Below are 23,803 nucleotides of genomic sequence, written 5' to 3'. Positions count from 1 at the left end.
GACTGACGTCAGTATCAACGGCGTCCCACACAAACCCGTGATGGGCACCTCCGTCGATGGAATCAGTCCTGATCGCCTTCGCATTATCGTCCAGGACTCCCACCTGAACTTTCTCATCGGCGCGGGCACTCCTTCGGCGTTCTTCGGCCTTCTGGGCAACGTGGAGGACACCCTGACGGAGGTCGCTGAGTCGAACGCTGACGACGACGTGAAGGCCGTCGTCAGGGCGTCCATCCAGGCGTACTTCTTCGACTCGGTTCTTATGCCGAACGTGAAGGTGGTGAATCGCCACGCTGACGCCGAGGAGGTACTCACCTCTTACGCAAGGTTCCTCCGTACGATCAACCGCATCCTCCTGAAGCGTCACAGTTCGATCCTCGCCAAGCAGGCGAACGTCTTCACAACCAACGTCGACATGGTCTTCGAGGTCGCCTTCGAGCAGATGGCCATCGACTTCAGCGACGGTTTCAGCGGCAAGATCCGCCCGCGCTTCGACCTCGGCGACTTCAACACGATCCGCCTGCGGATGGCCAGCAGGTTTGAACAGCGCTCCGAGGTTCCCGTGTTCAACCTGGTCAAGATCCACGGGTCGGCAGGCTGGCTGCAAGAGAAGCGCTCGGCGGAGAAGACCGAGATTGTGTTCGACCACGGTCTCTCGCTGGTAGTTGAGACGCAGACCGCGCTGGATTCTGCGCGAGGCGACCTCATCGCCATCGACGATAGTAAGGAGGTCGACGCTGCTGCCCTGATCGCGAGGGCGTCATCTGGTGCGGTGCCACCGACCGTCACAGCCTTTACCGAGGCGTACGAGAAGTTGGGCATCGTCAATCCTGACAAGCAGAAGTTCGCCACCACGGTCCTCCACGAGACCTACTACGAGTTAATCCGCCGGTTCGCGAACGAACTGGAGAAGGAGAACAGCGTCCTCTTCGTCCACGGGTTCTCGTTCCGCGACGAGCACCTCCGGGACGTGGTCGTCAGGGCTGCAAGGTCCAATCCGACTCTGCAGGTGATCGTCTTCTCCTACTCGCGCGGCGACCTCGCGGACTACCAGAAGCTGATCCCGGAGACGGACGTCAAGAACAGCAACGTTCTCTTCCTCCTCCCGCCCGAGCCCGAGGACGGGGAGGACGAGCGAGTGGCAAAGCTGGATGTCGTGACCACCGACTACTTTGCGCCCATCGTCGCGGACAAGTTCCCCGTGCCAGATCAGCGCATCGAGTTGGACATCCGGCTCGCCAGCGAAGAGGGGACCCGTGTTTGAGCGCGAGGTCCTGGAGCAGGACACAGTCTTCCGGGTAGGCCGAGTCGTATCGGTCGAGGGCCGGCAAGTTCGTGTGGCCGTCGACAAGCTCAAGAACAGCTCACATTTGCTCTTCCAGGGCGGCATCGTCCGCAACGTCTCGGTCGGCGGCTATCTGAAGATCGTCAAGGGCTTCTCAGAGCTGATCGCCAAGGTGGACGGTGAAGTTGTCGAGGAAGACCGAGCGGCGTCGGCCATCTATCGGCGCGGCGTCGATCCGATGTCGCGCCAGCTCCAGGTGAGCCTCATTGGGTATGTCGAGGGCGGACGCTTCGAGCGCGGCGTCCGCGAGATGCCCTTGCTCGATAACGAGTGCTTCATCCTCACCGAAGGTGAGTTCGGCCTCATCCACACGTTCGTCGAGGACTCCGATACCCCAGTCCAGATCGGCGTGCTCGCGATGGAGCCGACTCAGGCCGTCTCGGTTGGGGTCAACGCCATCTTCGCAAGCCACGTCGGGATCTTCGGCAACACTGGCAGCGGCAAGTCGTACACGCTGGCCAAGCTGTATCACGAGTTGTTCGAACGCTACGGCGCAGTTGAGGGTTTCCGTCAGCGGTCACAGTTCGTGTTGGTCGACTTCAACGGCGAATACCTAGACCGCGACGGCTCCAAGGGGGACCTTCGATCTACCGAGGTCGTCACCGGCGTTACCAACAAGCGCGAGTACGCCCTCAGCACGCGCTCCGCGACCGGACCGCGTTTACCGCTTCCGTCGAGCGCCGTCAGCGACCTTGCTTTCTGGACCGTTCTCCTAGACGCCACCGAGAAGACCCAGGCGCCGTTCCTCGGACGCGTACTCAACAATGACTATTGGGACCGGCGACTTGCCGACCCCGATGACATCCTCTCGGTCCTTGCTGACATGGTTCTCCGCGCGACCAAGAGCAACGACAAGTCGCTAGACCGTCAAACGGTGCTCAACCTGCTCGCAGAGGTTCAGACCTGCTTGGGGTCGGCGGCGCCGCAAGAGTTGACCGATCTGATCGACGACTTCCAGCGGAACCTGCACTACAACGCCACGCAGGGGAAGTTCTATTGGGGCGAGTGGACGAACTACATCGACTCAGACCACCGCACTTGGGAGGCTCTGACGAAGGACAAGGTCGCTGCGCTTCCGATCGACTTCTCGACGATCGAGCCGGGCATCGACCTGATTCGCTTCAAGATCGTTCTTCAGTACTACAACGATATCATCAGCGGCTTCTCAAACCGGGAGCATCTCTCACCGCTGATTAAGCGCCTCGAAACCCGGGTCCCTGACATCAAGAAGCTCATCGTCGCTGATGACCGCGAGTCCTACAACGAACCGCTGATCGTCGTCTCGCTCCGCGACGTCAATCTGTCGATGCGCAAGGTCATCCCGATGCTGCTGTGCAAGCATCTGTATGACCAGAAGAAGGAGAAGGACCCTGCGAACGAGCGTTACCTGAACCTGATCATCGACGAGGCACACAACATTCTTTCGTTGGAGTCGTCACGCGAGAGTGAGGCGTGGCGGGACTACCGCCTGGAGACCTTCGAGGAGATCGTCAAGGAGGGGCGCAAATTCGGCGTCTTCCTTACCCTGGCAAGCCAGCGGCCCCACGACATCTCACCGACGATCATTTCTCAGCTACACAACTACTTCCTCCACCGGCTCGTGAACAACCTGGACGTGCAGGCCATCGAAAAGGCCGTCGCCTATCTCGATCGGGTCTCCTTCGAGCAACTGCCGATCCTGCCGACGGGTGTTTGCGTAGTGGCCGGCGTCTCTGCGCAGGTGCCGGTGATCGTAAAGATAAGCCCGCTCCCGGCTGAGTCAGAGCCGAACAGCCGGACGATGTCCGTGACCTCAGAGTGGCTCAAGCCGCTGCCGCCAGATCAGAAGGGCGAAGACCCATTCCCTGATGACGACGACGATCAGGGAACCGGACCCTCATCCCCGTGGGACGACGATGAACCGCCATTCTGATCAGGACGGGGCGCGTGCGGGCTCAGCAACTTGCAGGGCGCCCCGCGAGGAGAAGTGCTCGAAGAGGCACGATTAGAGTCCTGCCGCTCGGAACCAGTTCGTCGGTCCCGAAGGAGAAGCCGAAGACCTCCTGCCTGTGCACACGAAGGCGGTGGTGTCGTGCCGCGCAACCCTGACTGAAGCTTACCGACTGTCACTGAGCGCGGTCTCCCGAGACGAGACGGCTAGGGAGCTTCTCGACACCATCGTGGCTGCGGAGGTAGTCGAGGCGCCGCCGAGTGCTCGACCTATGCGAGTCGTTCTGAGGGGGCGCACGATCAAGAGCACGATTCTCGCGGCGCTCACCGGTGGCTCTCTTGAGCGGATCGAGGTCGGCGCTCAGCGGACTACGCGCGACGTCTTCGCTGCCCCTGCAGCGGACCTGCGCGACGTCGAGATCGTCGACACCCCGGCGTTGGTGCCAAGGACGGTGCGAAGGACGTTGCTCTAGCGATGGCCGAGGTCCCGGGTGCCGACCTCGTGCTGTGGGTTGCAAGCAACGACTCCTTCCAGGAGGAGACTGCACACCTGAAGATCTCGGATAGATGGCGAGGCGCCGCAAGGGTGCGGCCCGCACAACCGTGGGTGGTCGCCGTGCGGGAACTATTCGAGCGGCGGGCGCTCATTGTTCCGCCCGTGCCGAAATACGTAGATATCGAGAGCCGCCGAGCGTCGAGGAATGCGCGGCATGTCGGCTTTCACGGGCGGGTGGAGCGTGAGTCTCACATTAGCGGCAGTGGTCACAGTTATGTGTTTCGCCCACTGTCAACTTTGCGGCGCGCCTCACGAGGTGTTTCGATCCAATTTGTCAGGACTTGTGAAACTTCCTGCGCAATCGCGGATGTTTTCGGTCCTGGAATGCCGAACTCGGCACGATTGGCGATGTCGTCAATCCACCGGCCAACCGTCCTTCTATCCCGCCGTCGCATGGCTGCGTGCAGTCTAAGCCTCGACAGACTCAACTGAGCGCTTTCTTGCTCTATAGTCGAGGTAGCGCCAGTATTGCGCGCGACTGTGACGGCGACGATATCGTCCATGAATTGACTCGCGGCGCTTGTCCGCTGCGCATTCTTGCGACCACCTCGATCGCTAAATACTGCGTAGGCGACCGAAGCAAGTGCCGCTATTATCCCGAAATCGCCCAGTGTTTCTACCGCTCCGAGTAGTATGTCACCCACTATACGCTCGGACCTCGCTCAGGATCTCGCGGAGAGCGAGTGACCGCGCGACCGACTCCCAAATAAGGCGGTTGGTCACACTGCTGAAAAAGGTGGAAAGAGGATGGTCGATCCAGCGACTCAGCGTGGGGTTTTGTTCCCAGGTCTTGCGGGAATACCCTCTCCTGCCAGCGTCGAGGAGGACTTGCTGGAAGACAGTTCCGACTTCGAGGAGCAACAACGCTTTCTCGAATCGGTTACCATACGGCGATGTGGTGCCTCGCGTCTCGTAGTGGCTTACACCCTGCCTATTAAGGAGTAATAGCTGAGCCTCGTCTTTGATGTTGACGTTGTCAGAGTTCTCGAGAACGCGCGCCGCCAGTCTGGGGTCCGAGGGTGTGGCGGACTGGGAGCCGATGTGGAGCTCGACCAGAGCGTGACGATTGCTGCGGAGAAATCGTGCCATCGCGGTGGGATCAGTTGGGAACGTCGCGTGGATGCTCCGAAGCGATCGGCGAGAGAGAGTCTCGCCCACGAGTGTGTCACCTAGGGCAAGATCGGCGATTCGGTTCTCTAGGTGTTTGACGCTCGAATGGTCTTGAAAGGCACGGTGAGCAATCTCAAACTCTTCGAAATCAATGTCGGTAGATTGCTCATCTAACGCGTACTTCGTGCGAAGTAGGTAAGCGCCCCCACCGAAATGATCGAGCTTGGCGCTTTTTAGGATAAGATATCGCGAACCGACGGCGACGGCGATATTGCCCCCAATGTCGGCGCAGTCGAGCTCCCTCCTCAGCCGCTTCCAAGCCTGACTCCCGGCTGTGTACCGGCGGGTTGCAACAGTTGCTCGTACTGGGAGGGTGAACTCGCTCGATAGCGCATGGCTAACCCCCCGGTCACTGAAGAAACGGGGTATTCGCGCGCGCTCCTGCTGATCCTCATCGAGGGTGATGGAAATCGAACTCACCAGAGTTAGAGTCCTCGACATCCCAGGGTGTGAGGGAGGTAGCGCGTCGGGGAGTTGCACCCCGTCCAATGGCCGGCCTGTCTGCCGGACGCGCTCCGATCCCACGCCTGCACTCTAGCGGGTAGTCCATCGATGGTGGATCTGGACAGCGCCCGAAATTGTGCTGACGGGATCCTCGTCGCGGTGAGGCAAGTTGGACGCCGACTCTTCAAGCCCGTCCCTACTCTCGGCGGCTGGCCAACCCGGTCACCGATGTCAGGAGGCTGCCGCGCGGCCGAGGTAGAGATGAGCCGGAGAAGGTCGGCGGGATCATCCTGGTGCACGCGGAGACGCAGCAGAAGCACGCGGAGACCGCCACCACGTTCCTCGACGAGCTGCTCGACACCCCGCTGCGCAGCCCCGAGTTCCAGACCAAGCTCGCGCAGCTGACCCGCCTCGGCGCGGACACCATGAACCAGGCCGCCGACTCCTCCAACCGCATGCTCCAGCGCCCCGCCGCCGCCCTCGCCGCCACGGGTGAGGACCCCGCCTCCCGCACGGGCAGCAGCCTGGCGGAGCTGCGGCAGATCGTCTCCGAGCTCGACCCGAACCGTCACGACCTCACCGGCGGCAAGCGCCTGCTGAAGTTCCTGCCCCGCGGCAACGCGATCGAGCGGTACTTCCGCAAGTACGAGTCCGCCCAGGACCAGCTCGACACCATCACCAAGGCGACGCTCAAGGGCGGCCAGGACGAGCTGCTCATGGACAACGCCGCCATCCAGACCGAGCGTGACCACCTCTGGGCGACTCTCGGGCAGCTCGCGAACTACGCCGTCCTTGCCCGCTACCTCGGTGACGGGCTGGAGCAGCGAATCGCGGCCCTGCGCACCGAGGGCAAGGCCGACGACGCCACCGCCCTGGAGACCGACGCCCTCTTCTACGTCCGCCAGCGCCACCAGGACCTCATGACCCAGATGGCCGTCTCCGTCCAGGGCTACCGGGCACACGACGTCGTAAACCGGCAGTGGTCTCAGCGGCTCCGCGTCCGTGGAAGTCACTGATGGTGGGTGCGGTCGTGGCGGTGACGACGACGTGACGCGGCGTGGGTGAGCGAGACCGGCTCGTGCCGGCCGCTGACGGGCTGCGCCGCGTGCCGTTCCTTTCCGCGGCCGGTGCGGCCGCGCCAATGTGACTACCGAATGACGCCGGCCGACGTGCTTCGCGCAGCGTCGGCCGACCAGCGCGATCGCATGTCCTGGGCGATGCAACGGACTGGGCCGAAACGGCGGCGAGCGCGATCCCTTGCACAACCCTCACATCGGCCCGACCAGCACCTCACCCGGCCGCTTCTAGGCTCGCCTCATGACAACAGAACCGGGCACTGCGGGCGGGACGCTGCTCATCGTCGAGGACGACCGCGTCATCAACGACGGCCTCGCCGCACGCCTCCGTGCCGAGGGCTTCGCGGTCGCCCAGGCCTGCGACGGTCCCGGGGGAGTAGCGGTCTTCGAGCAAGAGCAGCCCGATCTCGTGGTCCTCGACGTGATGCTCCCGGGCTTCGACGGCAACGAGGTCTGCCGCCGCATCCAGGCGCTCCGGCCGGTGCCGGTCCTTATGCTCACCGCCCGCGACGACGAGTCCGACATCCTCGTCGGCCTCACCGCGGGCGCTGACGACTACGTGACCAAGCCCTTCCGCGTCCGTGAGGTCGTCGCCCGGATCCGTGCGTTGCTCCGTCGCGTCGAGCGCGCCCGGGAGCTGGCCCAGGAGGTCCCGGCTCGGATCGAGCTCGGCGCCCTCGCCGTCGACGCGTCGGCCCGCCGTGTCTGGGTCGAGGACGCCGAGGTGCACCTCTCGCCCCTCGAGTTTGACCTCCTCCTCACCCTCGCCGCCGCCCCCGGCAGTGTCCGCACCCGCGAGGACCTCATGCGCGAGGTGTGGGGCTGGGCCGACGCGCGCGGCACCCGCACGCTCGACACCCACGTCCGCACCCTGCGGGCGAAGATCGGCGCCTCCCGCGTCCGCACCGTGCACGGCGTCGGGTACGCGGTGGAGCTGGCATGACCGCGCCGCCGCCCAGCGCCCCGCTCGACGGCGTCGGCTCGATCAAGCTGAAGATCGGCCTGCTCGTCGGGCTGAGCGTCGTCACCGCCGCGCTCGTCTCCGAGGTCGGCAGCAGCGCCGGCGTCCCCGTCTGGCTCACCCTGCCCGTCACGCTCGGCATCGCGCTGGCCGTCACGCAGTGGCTCGCCCGCGGGATGACTGCCCCGCTGCGTGAGATGACCGCGGCCGCCACTCGGATGGCCACCGGCGACTACGCCCAGCGCGTCACCGCGACCTCCGCCGACGAGGTCGGCCGCCTCGCCCGCGCGTTCAACACCATGGCCGTCGACCTCGCCACTGCCGACCAGCAGCGCCGCCACCTCGTCGCCACCGTCTCCCACGAGCTGCGCACCCCGCTCGCCGGCCAGCGGCTGCTGCTCGAGAACCTCGTCGACGGTGTCGTCCACCCGGGCGACGACTCCCTCGCCACCGCCCTCGCCCAGGCCGAACGCCTCAGCGACCTCGTCGCCGACCTGCTCGACCTCGCCCGGATCGACGGCGGCGCCGCCCCGCTGAACCTCGTCCCCATCAACGTCGGCGATCTCGTCGAACGCGCGGTGGCCGAGGCCGAGCTCGGCGCCCGCCCCGTCAGCTACGACGTCGTGGTCACCCCCGCGGACCTCACCGTCATGGCCGACGGCGCCCGCCTCACCCAGGTGGTCGCCAACCTGCTCGACAACGCCGCCCGCCACTCACCGGCCGGCGGCACCGTCACCGTCCACGCCGCCGCCGACGACGGCGACCTGTGGACTCTCACGGTCACCGACGAGGGGCCGGGCATCCCCGCTGGCCAGGAGCAGCACGTCTTCACCCGCTTCGGCTCCGCAGGCCCCGACGACGGCGGGGGAGGGACCGGCCTCGGCCTCGCCATCGCGAGCTGGGTGTGCGAGATGCACGGCGGAGCCATCGCCGCCTTGCCCGCCGCACCGGGGACCACCGGCGCCCGGATCCGCGCCGTGCTCCCGCGCATCCCCGCCGTCCGGGCGGCGCAGCCCAGCCCGCCCCGGCCACCGCTCCAGGAGGAGAACGCCATGTCCACCACCCCAGCCCCGTCCCCGTCACCCGGTGCCACGCCGTCGTCGCGCTCCGCCGGCCCGGTGCCCACCGAAGCCGTCCCGGCACGCCCCGCCTCCGCCGTCGCCAACCTGATCGACGACGTGTGGCCGGAGCGCGGGCTCACCACGGCACCGGTCCCGCTGTTCGCATCGGCGGTTATCGGCGCCCTCGCGGCCACGGTGCTGCCATTCCGAAACATCGGCTCGGGAGCTCTGTTCGTGCTGCTCCTCGGCGGCGGGTTGGTGCTCAGCATGTCGAAGCGCCGCACCCGGCCGTGGACGGTGCTCTCCACCGTGCTGTGCCTCGGGCTCGGCTCGTTCCTCGTGCTGCGCGATGCCGGCTGGCTGACGGTCCTCGCGCTCGTCGTCGTCGGCGTGCTCGTGACGACGGCGCTCACCGATGCGCGGCGCATCGTCTCCATGGTCGCGGGCGCGGCGTCATGGGTGCTCTCTGCCGTGCGGGGGCTGCCCCTGCTCGGCCGGACGATCTCGGCGTTGAGCAGCCACCGGCTGCTGTGGCCGGTGCTGCGCACGGCGGCGATCTCGCTCGTGGCGCTCGTCGTCTTCGGTGGCCTGTTCGCCTCGGGCGACGCCGTCTTCGGGACGTGGGTGGGCCACCTCGTGCCGGACCTCGCGTGGGACAACCTCATCTTCCGCGCGTTCGTGCTCGTCGCCGTCGGCGGCTCGATTCTCGCGGCGTGCTACCTCGCCCTCAACCCGCCGCGGGTGGAGCGCATCGGCCTGCCGGAGGCGCGCCCGGTGGTGCGGACGTGGGAGTGGCTGGTACCGCTGGGCCTGGTGATCGCGGTGTTCGTCGGGTTTCTCGTCGCGCAGGCTTCGGCGATGTGGGGCGGGCACCTGTACCTGGCGGAGGTTGCCGGCCTCACGTACGCCGAGTACGTCCACCACGGCTTCGCCCAGCTCACCATCGTCACCGTCCTCACGCTCGCCACCATCGCGCTCACCGTGCGCAAGGCGCCGCAACGGACCGCGCGGGACCGGATGCTGCTCCGGGTGGTGCTTGGGATGTTGTGTCTGCTCACCCTCGCGGTCGTCGCCTCCGCGCTGTTCCGCATGTCCGTCTACCAGCAGGCGTACGGGTTCACGGTGCTGCGCGTGCTGGTGGACGCCTTCGAGCTGTGGCTCGGGATCGTCGTCGTGCTCGTCATCGTCGCCGGGATCCGCTGGTCTGCGTGGTGGCTGCCGCGCGCCGCGCTCGTCTCGGGCGCGGTGATGCTCCTGGTTCTCGGGTTCGCCAACACCGAGGCGTGGGTGGCGCAGCGCAACATCGAGCGGTACCACGAGACGGGGAAGATCGACACGTACTACCTGTCCAGCCTGAGCGCCGACGCCGTGCCGACGATCGTCGCCGGCCTGCCGGAGGACCTCGCTCGGTGCGCCACCTGGGACGGGGGGTACGAGAGCACTCCGGATGACCTGCTGTCGTGGAACCTTGGGCGGGCGCGGGCTGCCGAGGTGGAGGGTGCGGGCTTGGGGGACGTGCCGCCCGTCGGGTGTCCGTGAGTCGGTGTTGCGTGGGTGGCCACGTTCGCGGGGCAGCAGTTCACGGCGAAGAGCGAGGTACGGCCGAGCTGAGGCGGTGGCCGTTCAGGCCAACTCCTCAGGCCGCTCGTCCGAACCAGTCGAGCGCGAGATCCGCGACCGCCTCGGGTGCGTCGTCCGTGATGAAGTGCGAGGCGCCGTCCACGTAGGCGAAGTCGACACGCTCGGCGTACCTCTCCGGATGGCGGCAGACGAGCCCCATGACCTGCTCGTTCCAGTAGCGGTCCTGGCGGCCGAACACGAAGCGGGTCGGCACGGTGAGCCGCTGCCGGCGGTAGTGTCCCGCGGTCATCCGCATGGCCTCGGGCAGCAGGTGCTTGCGGGTGAGCGGGCGCACCGCGGCGTCGACCTCCGGCCGGTGCAGCTGCGCCAGATGGGCCGCGACGGTCTCCGGAGGCATGGGCCGGGCCAGGTAGCCCTCAGAGAAGACCCGGTGCAGCGAGGCGCCAGGGCGGTGCCAGATGAACTGCGGCAGGTGCCGGAAGCCAGGAGCGACCTTCGGGTGGAACGTCATGAACGCCGGTGGGACGGCGAGCTGCACGGCCGCCCGGACCCGTGCGGGATGGTCGTAGGACAGCTGCATCGCCGTTACCGACCCGAGGTCATGGGAGACCACGTGAACGCGGTCGAGGTGGAGGGCGTCGAGCAGGGTGAGCACGTCGTGGAGCCGGCTCTCCCGCTCGACCCGCGGGTTCGCCGCCGCCGTCCAGCCTTGACCGCGCAGGTCCGGGCACAGTGCCCGGTACCCGGCGGCCGCGATCGCGGGCGCGACGGTGCGCCACTGCCACCAGTGCTGGGGCATCCCGTGGAGGAAGAGGACGGGCTCGCCCTCGCCGACGGCGGCGAGGTGGGTCCGTAGCCCCGGCGTCTCGACGACGAGGTGCTCGAAGCCGGCCGCCTCGGGCAGCGGCGGGGACCACACCACCTCGTCCGCAGAACCGCTGATACCGAGCTCGGACGCGTTCATGGCGACCTTCTTCATCCGGAGGACTACTATGGGCATAGTAGACCCGATCCAGAGGGGAGTCCATGCCCCCAGCAACTCGTGACCGTGCGCTCGAGGCGGCCGTCCGGGTGCTCGGCACGCGAGGCGTCCGCGCCCTGAGCCACGCCCGGGTCGACGACGAGGCCGGCCTGCCGCCCGGGTCCACGTCCAACTGGTTCCGGACCCGCCGTGCGCTCCTCGGCGGCGTGGTCGACCACATGGCCGAGCTGGAGCGAGCCGACTTCGACCCCGCCGCGCTTCCGGCCGTCACCGACCCGGACGCCCTGGCGCAGGGCCTGACCGCGATGATGGAGCTGCTGACCGGGCCGCACGCCACGCGCACCCGCGCCCGCTATGCCCTGTTCCTCGAGGTCGCCGATGACCCGGAGCTGGCCGAGCCGCTGCGTCACCAGCGCCGCGAGTTCGAACGGTGGACCGAACGCCTCGTCGAGGCCGTCGGCATCGCGGATCCGAAGTCTGCCACCCGGGCTCTCATGGCCCTCGCCGACGGCCTGCTCCTTCACCGCCTCACCGTCGACCCGGAGCTCGACATCCGGCCTGCGATCAGCCGCGCCGTACGCGCGCTGGCGAGGTTCTGACCGGAGCTTCGGGCGAGTCGGGCAAGCGGGGAGTGGAGTGGCACCGACGTCGTGCCGCAGGTGACCTACGAACCGTGCCGACGGGAGACCGGCTCAGGCTCGGAGGACCTCGACCGCTACATCGGTGCCGCCCGCCCGCTCAAGGATGCCGCCGTCGAAGGTGACCAGCCCGCCACCATGGTCGGCGCACAGCGCGACGAGGTGTGCGTCGGTGACCTTCCGATGGCCGGACGGCATCGACGCGTCGACCGTCTCACCGACCACCAGGCGGGTCGTGTCCGGCCAGAAGTGGTGATCGGCGAGAGACGTCATCCTCCGGAGCAGCTCGATCGCCACGCCGGGTGTGGTGGCTGTAGGCAGCGCCCGCCGATTGCTCGATACACGCACGCCTCGGTGATCGGCGTCGTGGCCCAGCCGGTCTCCGCCGCGTGGGCGTGGAACTCCTCCCGTGCCGCGTGGTGCCCGACGTGGTTCGGCCAGGCGAGTGCGACCAGGACGTTGACGTCCAGCAGGGCGGCGCGTGCGGCCGGCTCCTTCACTCGTCGTCCAGGGCTCGCGCGACGTCCTCGGAGGTGAGGGTCGGGGCCCCGTCCGGGACGTCGAACACCGGGAACCCGGAGTCGTCCCCGGTGATCGGGATCGGTGCCAGCGCACGACGGGCGAGGGACGAGAGGACGGCACCGACCGAGCGCCCCTCGGCGGCCGCGATCTGCCTCGCGTGCTCGAGGACGTCGTCGTCGATGTTCACCGTGGTGCGTACAGCATCACTGTATCGACGCATCACGCCCCTCACGCCGTAGGCATCACGGTGTCCAGACCCGCCGCCGCCGCAGCGTTGGTGAGTCGGTGGTCGTAGACGACGAACGAGGTGAGGGCGGAACCGATCGAGGACGCACTGGCGAGGTGGATGGCATCGAGGCTGCGCAGCCCCGGGCCTCCGATGGCGCCCGCGGCATTGAGCAGTTCGGTCGTCATCGGGACGAGGTCGAGTGCGGCGAGGACGGCGACCGCCGTGGGAAGCGCTGCCTCGTTGATACGTCGGGTCGCGCGAATCACCTCCACTCTGGCCAGCTCGCTGCTCACCAAGGGAGCGCCCGGGCGGGCGTCGAGCCATGCCCGGAGGGCCAGCGTCTCTTGCTCGATGTGAACCAGCTTGAGGAGTGCGGAGGAGTCCAGGTAGATCACAAGCGCTCCGCGCGTAGGTCATCCAGGGCCTCGGCTGCGGACGGCGCCTCGGCGGGCAGGTCGACCGGTGGGGGGAGAGTGTGCCGGGACCGGGTGGCCGGGAGGAGTCGCCCCTCGGCGATGAGCTGGTCGCGGGCCGTCTCCGCCGGCTCCGGCGGAACGAGCTTGGCGATGAGTCGACCACGCTCGGTCACCTCCACCGTCTCACCCGCCTTGACCTGCGCGAGGTACCTGCTGGCGTGTTGACGGAGCTCACGGACGCCGATGCGGCTCATGGGGCCAACGGTAGCACTCGTGATGCTACTTTCGACTCAGTTGCCCCACAGTCCCACCGCCGGCCCAATCGTCCCCACCCTCAGACCCGACCAGGCACGGGAACTCGCGTGATGTGGAGGATGAACCCATGGGAATCCGCTACTACGCGTATCCGCTCGCCCCGGAGCACGTCGACCGGGCACGGATCGACCCGTACCCGTTCCTCTCGGACGACCCGCTCGCCGACGCCTGGGAACTCAACGGAAGACGGCGGCCGGACATGCTCTACCTCGACACGTGCTGGGGCGAGCTGCAGCGGCTCACCTGCCCGGACCCGGGCGGGCCGCGCCCCGCCTACGCACTCGTCCGAGGCGCGGTCACCCGTACCGGCATGGGCTGGATCCCGTGGGTCGACGTCCTGCCACCCTCCGATGTCGACGACGTCGCCCGCGACCTCGCGCTGATCGACGAGGACGACGTCGCGACGTGTGTCGGTCGTGACGGCGAACCGCTGTCCAGCAGTGAGAGGGGGTACGTCACCTACTACCTGCGTCACGCTCAGGACTTCACCGCTCGCCTGCAGCGTCGTGGCTGGGGCCTCGTCTACATGATCGGCTGACGGCCGCGGTTTGCCGTCGGTTTCCGCCGAAGCGTCCACTCGGCGCCGGAACGGCGTGACGCCCGAGCTCAGGTGCGGTCCGCCGCCGCCCACGACCGCCGCACCGAGCCCATCCGTCGCCGGCGGGCATGGCGCACCTGCACCACGACGCCGACGACGGCGAGCGCGAGCTGGCCCACGAACCACGCGGGCTGGTCGGCGATAGGGACACGGGCCGCGGTGACGTCGTCGAGGTCGACGGCGTCTAGCAGCACCATCAGGCCTGCCACGGCGACGCTCGCGCCGGCGAAGGCACTGACCACGATGAGCACGAGCTCGGGGAGGTTGGTGACGATCGCGAGCACACCGAGCAGGACGCCGCCGGCCACTCCGGCGGCGGTGAGCACCCAGGGCTCGGCGGCACCCAGGGCCGACGCGGCGGTCTGGCCGAGCACGAAGCCCATCGATGCGAACGCGAGTACGACGGCGAGGGCGAAGAAGAAGTAGGCGAGCGCGGCCAGCACCAGCGCCAGCACCACCGCGACCAGCCAGCCGGTCACCGACTCGAGGTACCCCTCGTCGGTGAGGGCGGCGACGAGCGCGGCGCCGAGGGTGAAGCCGACGAAGGCTCCCCACAGCGCGAGCAGCACCCGCATCGCGCCGCTGCCGCGGAAGCACAGCAGCAGGCCCACGAGCAGGGCCAGGACACCCAGGACGACGTCGGTCATCGGAAACCACCTCCGGTACGGCCGGCCTTTCCCATCATCGCGGATCCAGCTCGGGGGGCGCAGCGGCGCGCGTGACCCGCTCCACCCTTGGTCCGGGCACCGTGGCATACTGGTACAAGAACTCGTACGAGTCGAGAGCGAGGATGCCATGGCCACGACCGCTAGTGAGGCGCGCAAGAACCTCTTCGCCTTGATCGAGCAGGTCAACAACGACCGGGCGCCGGTGTCGATCACCTCGCGCCGCGGGGATGCTGTCCTGCTCTCGCGAGCCGAGTTCGACGCGCTCGAGGAGACCGCGCACCTGCTCAGGGTGCCGGCCAACGCACGTCACCTGCTCGAAAGTCTCGGGCAGGCCAGAGCGGGTGAACGCCTCGAGCACGATCTCGACCGGTGAGGCTCGTCTTCACGCCGAACGGGTGGGCGGACTACACGTTCTGGCAGCAGGCCGATCGTCGGGTCCTCACGCGCATCAACCGGCTCATCGATGACAGTGTGCGTGACCCGACTGCCGGCATCGGCAAACCCGAGCCGCTGAGGCACGTGCTGGCGGGGGCGTGGTCGCGTCGAATCACCGAGGAGCACCGGCTCGTCTACCTGGTCGACGGCGACGACCTCATCATCCTGCAAGCACGCTTCCACTACGACTAGGTCGGACGTTGTCCAGTCGGACTCCGGCAGTGGCGAGCGCGGGCTGATCTCAGTCGTTGCGCCGCTCGAAGGCGGCCAGCACGTCGGCGCGGATCCGGCCACGGTCGGGGACCTCGTAGCCGTTGGTGCGCGCCCACGCGCGGATCTCCGCCGCGGACGGCGCGGTGGCCGCAGGAAGGGCGGCGACCCGGCCGGCGGCTCCCGACTCCGCGGCCGCCTCCTGCAGCGCGGCGCCGAAGAACCGGTACGTCCACTCCTGCGCGAGCGCCCTGGTCTCGCAGAACAGGATGGGCACCTGGGGAAAGCGGGCGGCGCACTCGGCCACGGCGTCGGCCACCACCGCGGGCCGCACGCGGTCCAGGGCGAAGATCTGGGAGTACCTCTCCTCGACGACGACGGCTGCGCGGGGCAGCTCGGCGAGGTGCGCCAGGAGGTAACGCATCTTCCCGCTGGTCAGCGTCGCGACGAGGTCCGGGAGGCTCTTGCGCTCGACCGCCGCGACCACCCGACCGTCCAGCTCGACGGCGTAGTCACCGGCCGGCAGCGCCCGCCGCGTGGTGGTGGCCTGCTGGTGCCTGAACGTCCACGCGTAGCGCTCATGGCTGTCGACGACGATCCCCAGCTCCCGCACTCCCGCCGCGCGGGCGGTGGGCAGCTCGACGGCGGGCCGGGCCTGCTTGGCGGTGCGGGCGGTCTGCCAGAAGATCGCCTCCCGGCCGCCCCTGATGCGGGTGAGGACGAACTGCGACCGGTTCTCCCGGCCACGGTCCAGCACAAGGTCGATGGCCGCGCCGCGCCGGACGCAGGAGCGCACCGGGACCCGCTCGACAATGTCCGGCTCCCGTGGCCAGCCCACCGCCCGGTGGCAGTAGACCTTGCCCGTGCGCGGCCAGGTCTCCTTCGCCTTGAGCACGATGCCGTCCGGACCGAGCGGGACGCGCAGCAGGAATGGCAGCGTGCTGCCCTCCTCCGGGTTGCGCGCGATGAGGAACTCGGTCACGGCAGCACGGTAGCCCGCTCGTACCGGATGTGGAGGCGGTCTCCCCGCGGATCCTGCGGGCCCCCGACGTCGTCGGGGCGGTCACGGCGTTCGCGACGGCGTAGCGGGACAGGATCTCGGCACTTGCGGAGCGGACTCTGAGAGAATGAGGGCAGCCCCGACGCGTGGAGGAGTGCACGGCATGTCGAACCCGCTCGACCTTGGCCAGAACCAGACCCCGGCCGTGGAGAACCCGCTGCACCTGGAGCCGCCCGAGCCGGCGGCCGAGGTCGCGGTCCACGAGCCGGAGAAGGTCGGCGGCATCATCCTCGTGGACGCGGAGACTCAGCAGCAGCACGCGGAGACCGCCACGAAGTTCCTCGACGAGCTGCTGGACACCCCGCTGCGCAGCCCCGAGTTCCAGACCAAGCTCGCGCAGCTGACCCGCCTCGGCGCGGACACGATGAACCAGGCTGCCGACTCCTCCAACCGCATGCTCCAGCGGCCCGCCGCCGCCCTCGCGGCCACCGGTGAGGACCCCGCCTCCCGCACCGGCAGCAGCCTGGAGGAGCTGCGGCAGATCGTCTCCGAGCTCGACCCGAACCGTCACGACCTCACCGGCGGCAAGCGCCTGCTGAAGTTCCTGCCCCGCGGCAACGCGATCGAGCGGTACTTCCGCAAGTACGAGTCCGCGCAGGACCAGCTCGACGCCATCACCAAGGCGCTCAAGGGCGGCCAGGACGAGCTGCGCATGGACAACGCCGCCATCCAGACCGAGCGCGACCACCTCTGGGCGGCCCTCGGGCAGCTCGCGAACTACGCCGTCCTCGCCCGATCCCTGGGCGACGGCCTGGAGCAGCGAATCGCCGCCCTGCGCACCGACGGCAAGACCGACGACGCCACCGCTCTGGAGACCGACGCTCTCTTCTACGTCCGCCAGCGCCACCAGGATCTCATGACCCAGATGGCGGTCTCGGTCCAGGGCTACCTGGCGCTCGACGTCGTGAAGAAGAACAACACCGAGCTCATCAAGGGCGTGGACCGCGCCCTCGACACCACCCTCGCCGCGCTGCGGGTCGCGGTGATCGTGTCCCAGGCCCTCGCCCAGCAGCAGATCGTGCTGTCCCAGATCGACGCCCTGAACGCGACGACGTCGGACATGATCGTCTCGACGTCGGAGCTGCTCCGGTCCCAGGGCGCCGCCATCCAGCAGCACGCCTCTCAGGCCACGGTCGACCCGGCCAAGCTGCAGCAGGCCTTCGACAACGTCTTCCAGGCGATGGACGAGATCGACCGGTACAAGGTCGAGGCCACCCGCTCGATGAAGCAGACCGTCGAGGTGCTCGAGGGCCAGGTGGGCCGCGCCCGGCTCCAGCTCGAACGCAGCCACTCCACCGACGCCCCACCCACCGACGAACTCCCGAGGAGCTGACGATGTCACGACTGACACTGGGCAACGTCGTCAAGGTCGGCCTCGTTGTCATCTTCCTGCCGCTGCTGGCCTACCTCGTGCTGCTCATCGGCGGGGTAAAGGAGAGGGCACGGGTGATCCTTGAGGGTCTCCTCTACGCGGCCGGGTTCACGGTGGGGATCTTCGCGCTCGATGTCATTGGCGTCGGCGGTCTGCTCGCGCTGGCGTCGATGGGCGCCTCGGGTGTGCGCGCCTGGCACCTGCGCGACCTCTGGCTCCCGGCGCGCCGCCGGTGGTGGCATCGCTTCACCGGGGCCGAGTCGACCGAGCTCGTCCCGACGTCGCCGCCGCCGGAGGCCGCGCTCGAGGGCGCGGACGGGCGGGCTGCTGCGCTGGGCTGGGTCGGCGCCCTCGGCAAGCAGAGCCGGATGCGGATCCCCTCGAACGCCTACGTCACCTTCGAGCGGACGCACCGGATGCTGGGCGCCGTCGTCGAGGCGGAGCGTCGTGAGCCGTCCCGCGACGCTCGCTTCGAGTACGAGCTGGACGCCATGGTGCGTGAGTACCTGCCCGGGGTCCTGCGCGGCTACCTGGCGATTCCGCCGAACATGGTGGACACTCGCCAGCCCAACGGACGCACCCCGAACGAGGAGCTCACCGAGCAGCTCCAGCTCCTCGCCGGGCAGGCCGAGGCCCTGCACAGGAGCCGGCACAACCGGATCCCGGCGCAGCTGACCACCACGGGCAACTTCCTCCGGGAGAAGTACGGGGACCTCCACAAGGAAGCGTTCGACTTCGGGGTCAAGTAGCCCCGCCCCGCGCGGGACGGACGGTCAGGGGCGGTCGCGCCGTCGTCGTCCACGACGACGACGGCGCGTGGCCACCTTCCAGCGTGGGCGGGCTCGAGCCGTTGTGCCGTGCCGGACCCGGACCGGGTATTGACCGGTGTGCCACGCTGCTCGCACGGGAGTGATGTCCAACGAGGGGGATCCGAGATGACCATCGACGTCCAGCAACCGCGGCCGAACGACATCGTCGGCGACGAGGTGCAGATCGCCGGAATGGCCGGCGGCGGCTTCGAGGCCACGTACCTCTACCGCATCAGCGAGGGGCACGACGAGGTCACCGGGCACTTCATGGCCGGTGACGGCGTCGGTGGGCACGGGCAGTTCCAGGTGAGTGTGGACGTCTCGGGCGCCGCGTTCACCCGGGAGCGGCTGCAGGTGGAGGTCTTCCACGAGTCGCCCAAGGACGGCTCGGAGCAGGAGAAGGTGATCGTCCCCGTCATCCTCGGCTCGCAGATCGTGCCCGGCTACACCACGTACCTGGAGTACGAGGTGCAGGCGGGGGACACGCTGTGGGGGATTGCTCAGCAGCACTACGGCGACGGCAGCCTCTACCACCGGCTGGTCACCGCTAACCCGGACATCACCGACCCTGACGTCATCCACACCGGTGACATCGTGCGGGTGCCGCAGGGGTCGTAGCGTCCACGCGACGCTACATGGCAGTCTTGCCGTACCTGCGGGGTGAGGAGACGCGATGGCGCGTACGAAAGCCAACGTGAAGTACGTCGAGCTCGAGAGAGTCCAGATCTGGGCGGACGCCAACGGTGACATTCACCTGTCGAGCGATGACCCGGACGCGAAGGACTTCCTACACACCACTATCAACAACAAGCCGACGTCCAAGCGGTACCACCCGACGATGTACCGGCAGTTCGCCCGTTTGTTGACGATGCACGGAAAGGTGATTCCGGGTTGGGACGCAGGAGTTGACGGTGGAGGAGAGTAGTTCCTGTGCCACCAATGTCGCCGGTGTGAAGGTCCGACGTCGCCTGCGTTCGTGCTACGACCATCTCCGACGGTTGAACACAAGGTCTCGCTCGGATGGCGCATCACCATCGAAGTCGTTACCGACCTCAAGGGTCGCAGCGTTGACGACGATGCTCGCCAACGAGGGTTCGCCGCGGCGGAAGCAGTCCTCCGAGATGAGGTCGAGGAGCCTGCCCATACCCTGCGGGAGGTAGGGCAGGTCGAGCTCGTTTCGGAGCTCGCCATACGTCATGGTCTCGCGAGCAAGAGCCGCCTCGATCAGCCGATCGCGCACCCGGGGAAGGCACTCGAATGCCGTGTCCGTCACGGTGATCGTTCGACCCTTTATCGGCACCTTCTCGCCCTTGCGAAGCATCAAACTCATGCTGGTAATCATGCTGTGGTGCTCGGCGGATCAACAATTCGACCGGGCGCCCACACAGAGGCCGCACTGGCCAGCGCGGCCGTACCTCGCGGTGAAACGTGCCACGTCACGTCACCGGATCGCGTCTCCGCGGGCAGCGCCGCTGTCGCGGTCGTTCGTGACGGGCAGTTCGGTCGCAACAGGTTTGTCAGTGCTCGTCGAGCTGGAAGTGGTGGGCCAGTCGCTCGAGCGTGAACTCCTGGCGAAGCTTGCAGGCGCTGTTCTGGTTGGCGAACATGCCCTTCTCCCAGTACGCCTCCGACTTTGGGGTTGCGACCAGCCAGCGAACCGGGACGGCGTACTCTGCGTTGTCGTCGGTGACGGCCTCGTCCGCGTGGCCGTGCCGGTAGCGACCCGCCAGCTCCTGGTCCGCGAGCCGCACCCACTGGCCATCGACGAGGACATTCGTCGAGTCGAAACGCTCGGCCTCCGCCAGAGTCTCGCCGACTGCAACGTAGCCCAGCTTGGGGATGTGGACGTTGACGCGCGCCCCCACCGGGAGGCCACGAAGTGTGCGGGAGTACCACGGGTCACCGCCGGCAGAGACGAAGCCATAGCGGCGTCCGTCTTCCCAGGACCGACCGAGGTCGTCATCGCCGAATGAGACGAACCAGTCGAGGCCGTTCCAGTCGGCCCGCTTGCTCGTTCGGCCTCGCGCCGACGACGTGCCGCCTCCGTCGTCAGGGGGGATGAACCAGGAGCGAGCGAGGTAGCGACGCGACTCGTCCTCGAGATAGGCGAAGAAGACGGCATTGATGGGAACACCGAACGCGCGCAGGTAGGTGACGATACGTTCCGAACTGGCGTCCAGGTCGGTGGCCACGATGGTCAGCTCGAGCTCAGCATTGAGTTCATCCGGCGGGGACCCACCGAAAGTCTCGACGAACGCGGTCTCGAACGGAACACTCAGGTGGTCATTGGCGAGCTCGAGGACCGTCTCCCGGTCCAGCGCTGACACCCAGGATCCGTAGTCCAATAGCTGCGCCACGACATCACGGGGCGTGCGATCGCGCTTGAGCTCCAAGATGTGCAGGTTGCCTTCGCTGTCCATCGCGAGCAGATCGATGAACTTCCCATACGCCGTCGGCACCTGCCGGCCGATGATGAGTAGCCGCTCACCCAGCAGCGAGGGATCACGCTCCAGGTAGTCCTCGAGGCTCGCCTCCGACGGCAGTACCGACGTGCCGAGGCGGCGCGGAGCGGCACCGTCGATCCTCCAGAGCCCCATCTCGACCGGCATGACATGAGCATGCCTGAGAGGGCGGTGGTGAGGGGGTGTTTCGGTACCTGGATTGCGTGGCGCCGGACCACCTGCCATGCGTCACAGGACCTACGTTCCGACCCCAGACGGGCACGGGAGCTCATCGCCCGACGGCGGACACGCGCACCCTCCGTCGTCCTCGGCTCGGGCAGGCAGTCGGCTTGCCAGAGCAGCGGTAATCACTCACGCGTCACACTAGGCGCGCTCAGTCCTCCGCCGGCTCGGGTGGCGATGACGATCCCCGCCTCGCGGAGACCGTCTCGGACCTCGGCCAGGGTGAGGAGGCGGTGCGCGGCGTAGACCCCCGGTTCAGCACGCCGGAGAGGCTCGAGGGACAGCGCGGCGACAGCCGCGGTGGCGTGCACCTCCTCGATGCCGCTCGCCCACGCGAGCGTGCCGGTCTCGTCCGCGACCACGACCTGCCAACGCTGGTAGCGGCCCAGCCGCGCGGTCATCGGACCGCTGAGGCGGTCGAGGTAGGCCCCGACTCGCGGGGCAAGGCCGGCAAGCGCAAGGAGCGACGTCGCCCACGGCGGGTCGAGCCCCAGCCACGTCGACACCGGCCGGGCGAGGTCGGCGGCCAGCTGGTCCTGCTCGCCGAACGCGGCGCGGAGCAGGGTGCGGTGGCCCATCCTTGGCAGGTGGAACCGGCGCGCCGCCCGGTAGACGCGCTGCCGGGTGCCGCCGGACGTGACCACCTTTCCGGCCGTCTGCCAGACCCACCGGCGGCCGGCGTCGCCGTGCCGTTCACCGACGCCTCCCACGATGCCGATGTGCAGCGGCCCGGTGCCGGTCACGCCGGCGGCGAGCAGGTTCGTCAGGCCAGGGGCGAGCCCCACGCCCGCCACCACGGGCCGCGACGCGTGGGGGAGCCGGGCAAGCCGCTCCAGGTACGCGCCCTCGGCGCTGATGTCCATGAACGCGGCCCCGGCGGCCGTCGTCGTCAGCACGAGGGCCGGATCCTCCACCCCCGTGGCGTTGACGACGACGTCCTCGCTCTCCGCCACCCGCCGTAGCTCGTCGGCATCCCCGGCCGCGAGTGTCACATGGTGGTGGGCTCGGATACGGGAGAGTCGGTCCGGGTCGCGCCCCGCGGCGGTGACCTCGTGTCCCTGTGCAGCGGCCGTGGCAACGAGGCGGCTGCCGACGGCGCCGTAGGCACCCAGCACGGCGACTCTCATGGCTCCTCCTTCAGTTCTGGGCCGGTGGCCCCATCTCAGTGGACCGGGTGGAGCGGCGTCGTGCCGACGTCGGTGCGTCGCAGCAGCAGAGCGGCCACGCCAGCTCCGGCGAGTGCGATGAGGGCCGCCGCGAGGAACGCGTCGGCGATGCCGCGTGTCAGCGCATCCATGTCGACCTCCGCCCCGAGCGAGGCCCAGCCGCTCGACCGGGCAGCGACGGTCGCCAGTACGGGCAGGGTGAGCGCGATGGCGAGCTCGTGCGCGGTGTTGGCCAGGCCGGAGGCGATCCCGGCGTGCTCGTCGTCGACGCCGGACAGCGCGGCGATCATCACGCCCGCGGCGGCGGTGCCGCCGCCGATGCCGAGCAGGAGGAAGCCGGGCATGACGCCGACGAGGTAGCTGCTCTCCGTCGTGAGCTGGCTCAGCGTGACGGCGCCGACCGCACCGACCGTCAGCCCGGTCGCGATGACCGACCGCACGCCGAACCGGGACACCAGACGGCCACCGGCGTGCGTGGCGGCCACGATCGCGACGGCGATCGGCAGGAACTCCACCCCCGTGCGCAGCGCCGAGTGCCCGAGTACCTGCTGGAGGTACAGCGAGGATAAGAAGAAGCCGGAGAATACCGGCCCCATCCCCAGCACCATGAGCACCAGCGCGGCCACCAGCGACCGTCGCCGAAACACGGTCAACGGGACGAGTGGCTCACGCACCACCCGCTGCGTCACGACGAATGCGGCGAGCCCCACGGCGGCCACGCCCAGCAGGGTGCGGGTCTGCATGGAGCTCCACCCGGTTGCTCCGGCCGTGGTCAGCCCGTAGGTCAGCGCGACGAGGCTGCCGGTGGCGAGCAGTGCACCGACGACGTCGAACCGTCGCCTGGTCAGCGCGGACAGCGCCGGCACCGTCCGCAGCACGCCGACGGCGAGCGTCACCCCGACCGGCACGTTGATGACGAAGATCGCCCGCCAGCCGAACGCCGCCGTCAGGGCGCCACCGAGCAGCACGCCGACGGCGCCGCCTCCCGCCGCCACTGCCGCCCAGGCCGCGAGCGCGCGGTGCCGAGCTCCGCCGTCGGGCACGACCATCGTGACGAGGGCGAGCGCGGACGGGGCGATGAGCGCCGCCCCGACGCCCTGGCCGGCGCGTGCGGCGACGAGCACCCCGGCGCTCGAGGCGAGTGCCGCGGCCAGCGAGGCGGCGCTGAACAGCACGAGGCCGGCCAGGAGCGCCCGCCGTCGGCCGACCACGTCACCCACGCGCCCACCGAGGATGATGAGCCCGCCGAACGCCAGGGTGTAGGCCGTGACGACCCATTGCAGGTCGCCGACCGGCATTCCCAGGTCCTCCCCGATGGAGGGCAGCGCGACGTTCACCACCGTGATGTCGAGGATGAGCATCGCCTGCGCAGTGCACAGCAGCGCCACCACGGCCCAGGTGCGGCGAGCGGTGCGGATCGTCGTGTCCATGGATTCTCTCCCCGATCTGGCTTCACCGGACATCTGTTCGTTTCCGGATCTTGTGCGGTAAGTTTCGGGGGAGCCCCTGGGCTGTGGGCAAGGGGCAGATCGAGGGGCGCGTCCAGTACTGGACATCGACGGCGACCTGTCCCGAA

26 protein-coding genes are annotated in these 23,803 nt (G+C 68.3%); 14 read left to right on the top strand and 12 right to left on the bottom strand.

Features of this window, described 5'->3' with window-relative positions; translation table 11 throughout:
• Window positions 1–40: 40 nt before the first annotated feature.
• From VR894_RS11395 to VR894_RS11385, 3 genes are all read left to right on the top strand, one after another.
• Complete coding sequence (locus VR894_RS11395) at window positions 41–1,264, top strand: hypothetical protein (protein WP_324651656.1); 1,224 nt, start codon at window positions 41–43, stop codon at window positions 1,262–1,264.
• On the top strand, window positions 1,257–3,257 hold the full coding sequence (locus VR894_RS11390) for an ATP-binding protein (RefSeq protein WP_324651654.1): 2,001 nt from the start codon (window positions 1,257–1,259) through the stop codon (window positions 3,255–3,257). Before VR894_RS11395 ends, VR894_RS11390 begins: the two co-directional genes overlap by 8 nt.
• A gap of 289 nt (window positions 3,258–3,546) precedes the next feature.
• Entirely contained in the window at window positions 3,547–3,747 is a 201-nt protein-coding gene (locus tag VR894_RS11385; protein WP_324651652.1) for a hypothetical protein, read from the top strand.
• 719 nt (window positions 3,748–4,466) lie between these two features.
• Here VR894_RS11385 and VR894_RS11380 read toward each other — a convergent pair.
• Window positions 4,467–5,420, bottom strand: coding sequence for a hypothetical protein (locus tag VR894_RS11380; protein WP_324651650.1), 954 nt, complete (start codon window positions 5,418–5,420; stop codon window positions 4,467–4,469).
• Between the two features lie 317 nt (window positions 5,421–5,737).
• Between VR894_RS11380 and VR894_RS11375 the strand changes: the two genes are divergently transcribed.
• The 3 genes from VR894_RS11375 to VR894_RS11365 all read left to right on the top strand — a co-directional run bounded on the left by VR894_RS11375 (window position 5,738) and on the right by VR894_RS11365 (window position 10,081).
• Window positions 5,738–6,460, top strand: coding sequence for a toxic anion resistance protein (locus VR894_RS11375; protein ID WP_324651648.1), 723 nt, complete (start codon window positions 5,738–5,740; stop codon window positions 6,458–6,460).
• Window positions 6,461–6,761: 301 nt separating this feature from the next.
• Window positions 6,762–7,463 (top strand): response regulator transcription factor, encoded by a 702-nt coding sequence (locus tag VR894_RS11370; RefSeq protein ID WP_324651647.1) that lies wholly within the window; start codon window positions 6,762–6,764, stop codon window positions 7,461–7,463.
• Complete coding sequence (locus tag VR894_RS11365) at window positions 7,460–10,081, top strand: DUF4153 domain-containing protein (RefSeq protein ID WP_324651646.1); 2,622 nt, start codon at window positions 7,460–7,462, stop codon at window positions 10,079–10,081. The genes VR894_RS11370 and VR894_RS11365 overlap by 4 nt, the downstream gene beginning before the upstream one ends.
• Window positions 10,082–10,178: 97 nt before the next feature.
• On the opposite strand, the gene VR894_RS11360 is transcribed toward VR894_RS11365, so the two are convergent.
• Window positions 10,179–11,087 (bottom strand): alpha/beta hydrolase, encoded by a 909-nt coding sequence (locus VR894_RS11360; protein ID WP_324651645.1) that lies wholly within the window; start codon window positions 11,085–11,087, stop codon window positions 10,179–10,181.
• A gap of 62 nt (window positions 11,088–11,149) precedes the next feature.
• Between VR894_RS11360 and VR894_RS11355 the strand changes: the two genes are divergently transcribed.
• Window positions 11,150–11,704, top strand: a complete 555-nt coding sequence (locus tag VR894_RS11355) for a TetR/AcrR family transcriptional regulator (RefSeq protein ID WP_324651643.1) — start codon at window positions 11,150–11,152, stop codon at window positions 11,702–11,704.
• 93 nt (window positions 11,705–11,797) lie between these two features.
• Here the strand turns inward: VR894_RS11355 and VR894_RS11350 are convergent, their stop codons facing one another.
• The 4 genes from VR894_RS11350 to VR894_RS11335 all read right to left on the bottom strand — a co-directional run bounded on the left by VR894_RS11350 (window position 11,798) and on the right by VR894_RS11335 (window position 13,164).
• Window positions 11,798–12,040 (bottom strand): hypothetical protein, encoded by a 243-nt coding sequence (locus VR894_RS11350; RefSeq protein WP_324651641.1) that lies wholly within the window; start codon window positions 12,038–12,040, stop codon window positions 11,798–11,800.
• A 199-nt stretch (window positions 12,041–12,239) separates the two neighbouring features.
• Complete coding sequence (locus tag VR894_RS11345; protein ID WP_324651639.1) at window positions 12,240–12,485, bottom strand: antitoxin; 246 nt, start codon at window positions 12,483–12,485, stop codon at window positions 12,240–12,242.
• A gap of 8 nt (window positions 12,486–12,493) precedes the next feature.
• Window positions 12,494–12,889, bottom strand: a complete 396-nt coding sequence (locus tag VR894_RS11340) for a type II toxin-antitoxin system VapC family toxin (RefSeq protein WP_324651638.1) — start codon at window positions 12,887–12,889, stop codon at window positions 12,494–12,496.
• Complete coding sequence (locus tag VR894_RS11335; protein WP_324651637.1) at window positions 12,886–13,164, bottom strand: type II toxin-antitoxin system prevent-host-death family antitoxin; 279 nt, start codon at window positions 13,162–13,164, stop codon at window positions 12,886–12,888. The genes VR894_RS11340 and VR894_RS11335 overlap by 4 nt, the downstream gene beginning before the upstream one ends.
• A 128-nt stretch (window positions 13,165–13,292) precedes the next feature.
• On the opposite strand from VR894_RS11335, the gene VR894_RS11330 reads away from it, so the two are divergent.
• Window positions 13,293–13,763, top strand: coding sequence for a hypothetical protein (locus VR894_RS11330; RefSeq protein ID WP_324651635.1), 471 nt, complete (start codon window positions 13,293–13,295; stop codon window positions 13,761–13,763).
• Window positions 13,764–13,831: 68 nt separating this feature from the next.
• Here the strand turns inward: VR894_RS11330 and VR894_RS11325 are convergent, their stop codons facing one another.
• Window positions 13,832–14,470, bottom strand: a complete 639-nt coding sequence (locus VR894_RS11325) for a DUF4203 domain-containing protein (protein WP_324651633.1) — start codon at window positions 14,468–14,470, stop codon at window positions 13,832–13,834.
• A 148-nt stretch (window positions 14,471–14,618) separates the two neighbouring features.
• Here VR894_RS11325 and VR894_RS11320 point away from each other — a divergent pair, with 148 nt between their 5' ends.
• Both VR894_RS11320 and VR894_RS11315 read left to right on the top strand, forming a co-directional pair.
• Window positions 14,619–14,864 carry a type II toxin-antitoxin system prevent-host-death family antitoxin gene (locus tag VR894_RS11320; protein WP_324651631.1) on the top strand — a complete coding sequence of 82 codons (246 nt, stop codon included), beginning with the start codon at window positions 14,619–14,621 and terminating at the stop codon, window positions 14,862–14,864.
• Window positions 14,861–15,118, top strand: a complete 258-nt coding sequence (locus VR894_RS11315; protein WP_324651629.1) for a Txe/YoeB family addiction module toxin — start codon at window positions 14,861–14,863, stop codon at window positions 15,116–15,118. Before VR894_RS11320 ends, VR894_RS11315 begins: the two co-directional genes overlap by 4 nt.
• Window positions 15,119–15,167: 49 nt before the next feature.
• Here the strand turns inward: VR894_RS11315 and VR894_RS11310 are convergent, their stop codons facing one another.
• The gene (locus VR894_RS11310) at window positions 15,168–16,118 is read right to left on the bottom strand and encodes an ERCC4 domain-containing protein (RefSeq protein WP_324651627.1); all 951 of its coding nucleotides are present in this window, start codon (window positions 16,116–16,118) and stop codon (window positions 15,168–15,170) included.
• Window positions 16,119–16,299: 181 nt separating this feature from the next.
• Here VR894_RS11310 and VR894_RS11305 point away from each other — a divergent pair, with 181 nt between their 5' ends.
• From VR894_RS11305 to VR894_RS11290, 4 genes are all read left to right on the top strand, one after another.
• Entirely contained in the window at window positions 16,300–17,529 is a 1,230-nt protein-coding gene (locus VR894_RS11305) for a toxic anion resistance protein (RefSeq protein WP_324651625.1), read from the top strand.
• 2 nt (window positions 17,530–17,531) lie between these two features.
• Entirely contained in the window at window positions 17,532–18,317 is a 786-nt protein-coding gene (locus tag VR894_RS11300; RefSeq protein WP_324651623.1) for a hypothetical protein, read from the top strand.
• A 186-nt stretch (window positions 18,318–18,503) separates the two neighbouring features.
• On the top strand, window positions 18,504–18,995 hold the full coding sequence (locus tag VR894_RS11295; RefSeq protein ID WP_324651621.1) for a Gmad2 immunoglobulin-like domain-containing protein: 492 nt from the start codon (window positions 18,504–18,506) through the stop codon (window positions 18,993–18,995).
• 76 nt (window positions 18,996–19,071) lie between these two features.
• Window positions 19,072–19,302 (top strand): hypothetical protein, encoded by a 231-nt coding sequence (locus VR894_RS11290; protein ID WP_324651619.1) that lies wholly within the window; start codon window positions 19,072–19,074, stop codon window positions 19,300–19,302.
• 54 nt (window positions 19,303–19,356) lie between these two features.
• On the opposite strand, the gene VR894_RS11285 is transcribed toward VR894_RS11290, so the two are convergent.
• The 4 genes from VR894_RS11285 to VR894_RS11270 all read right to left on the bottom strand — a co-directional run bounded on the left by VR894_RS11285 (window position 19,357) and on the right by VR894_RS11270 (window position 23,657).
• Window positions 19,357–19,719, bottom strand: coding sequence for a hypothetical protein (locus VR894_RS11285; protein WP_324651617.1), 363 nt, complete (start codon window positions 19,717–19,719; stop codon window positions 19,357–19,359).
• 175 nt (window positions 19,720–19,894) lie between these two features.
• Window positions 19,895–20,986 carry an endonuclease NucS domain-containing protein gene (locus VR894_RS11280; RefSeq protein WP_324651615.1) on the bottom strand — a complete coding sequence of 364 codons (1,092 nt, stop codon included), beginning with the start codon at window positions 20,984–20,986 and terminating at the stop codon, window positions 19,895–19,897.
• Between the two features lie 200 nt (window positions 20,987–21,186).
• On the bottom strand, window positions 21,187–22,188 hold the full coding sequence (locus VR894_RS11275; RefSeq protein ID WP_324651613.1) for an NAD(P)H-binding protein: 1,002 nt from the start codon (window positions 22,186–22,188) through the stop codon (window positions 21,187–21,189).
• 35 nt (window positions 22,189–22,223) lie between these two features.
• Window positions 22,224–23,657 carry an MFS transporter gene (locus tag VR894_RS11270; RefSeq protein WP_324651611.1) on the bottom strand — a complete coding sequence of 478 codons (1,434 nt, stop codon included), beginning with the start codon at window positions 23,655–23,657 and terminating at the stop codon, window positions 22,224–22,226.
• Window positions 23,658–23,803: the final 146 nt, after the last annotated feature.

Source organism: Georgenia sp. H159 (assembly GCF_035607575.1).
Lineage (GTDB): Bacteria > Actinomycetota > Actinomycetes > Actinomycetales > Actinomycetaceae > Oceanitalea.
Note: the sequence above shows the minus strand (reverse complement) of the source record. Positions and strands in the feature narration are given on the sequence as shown.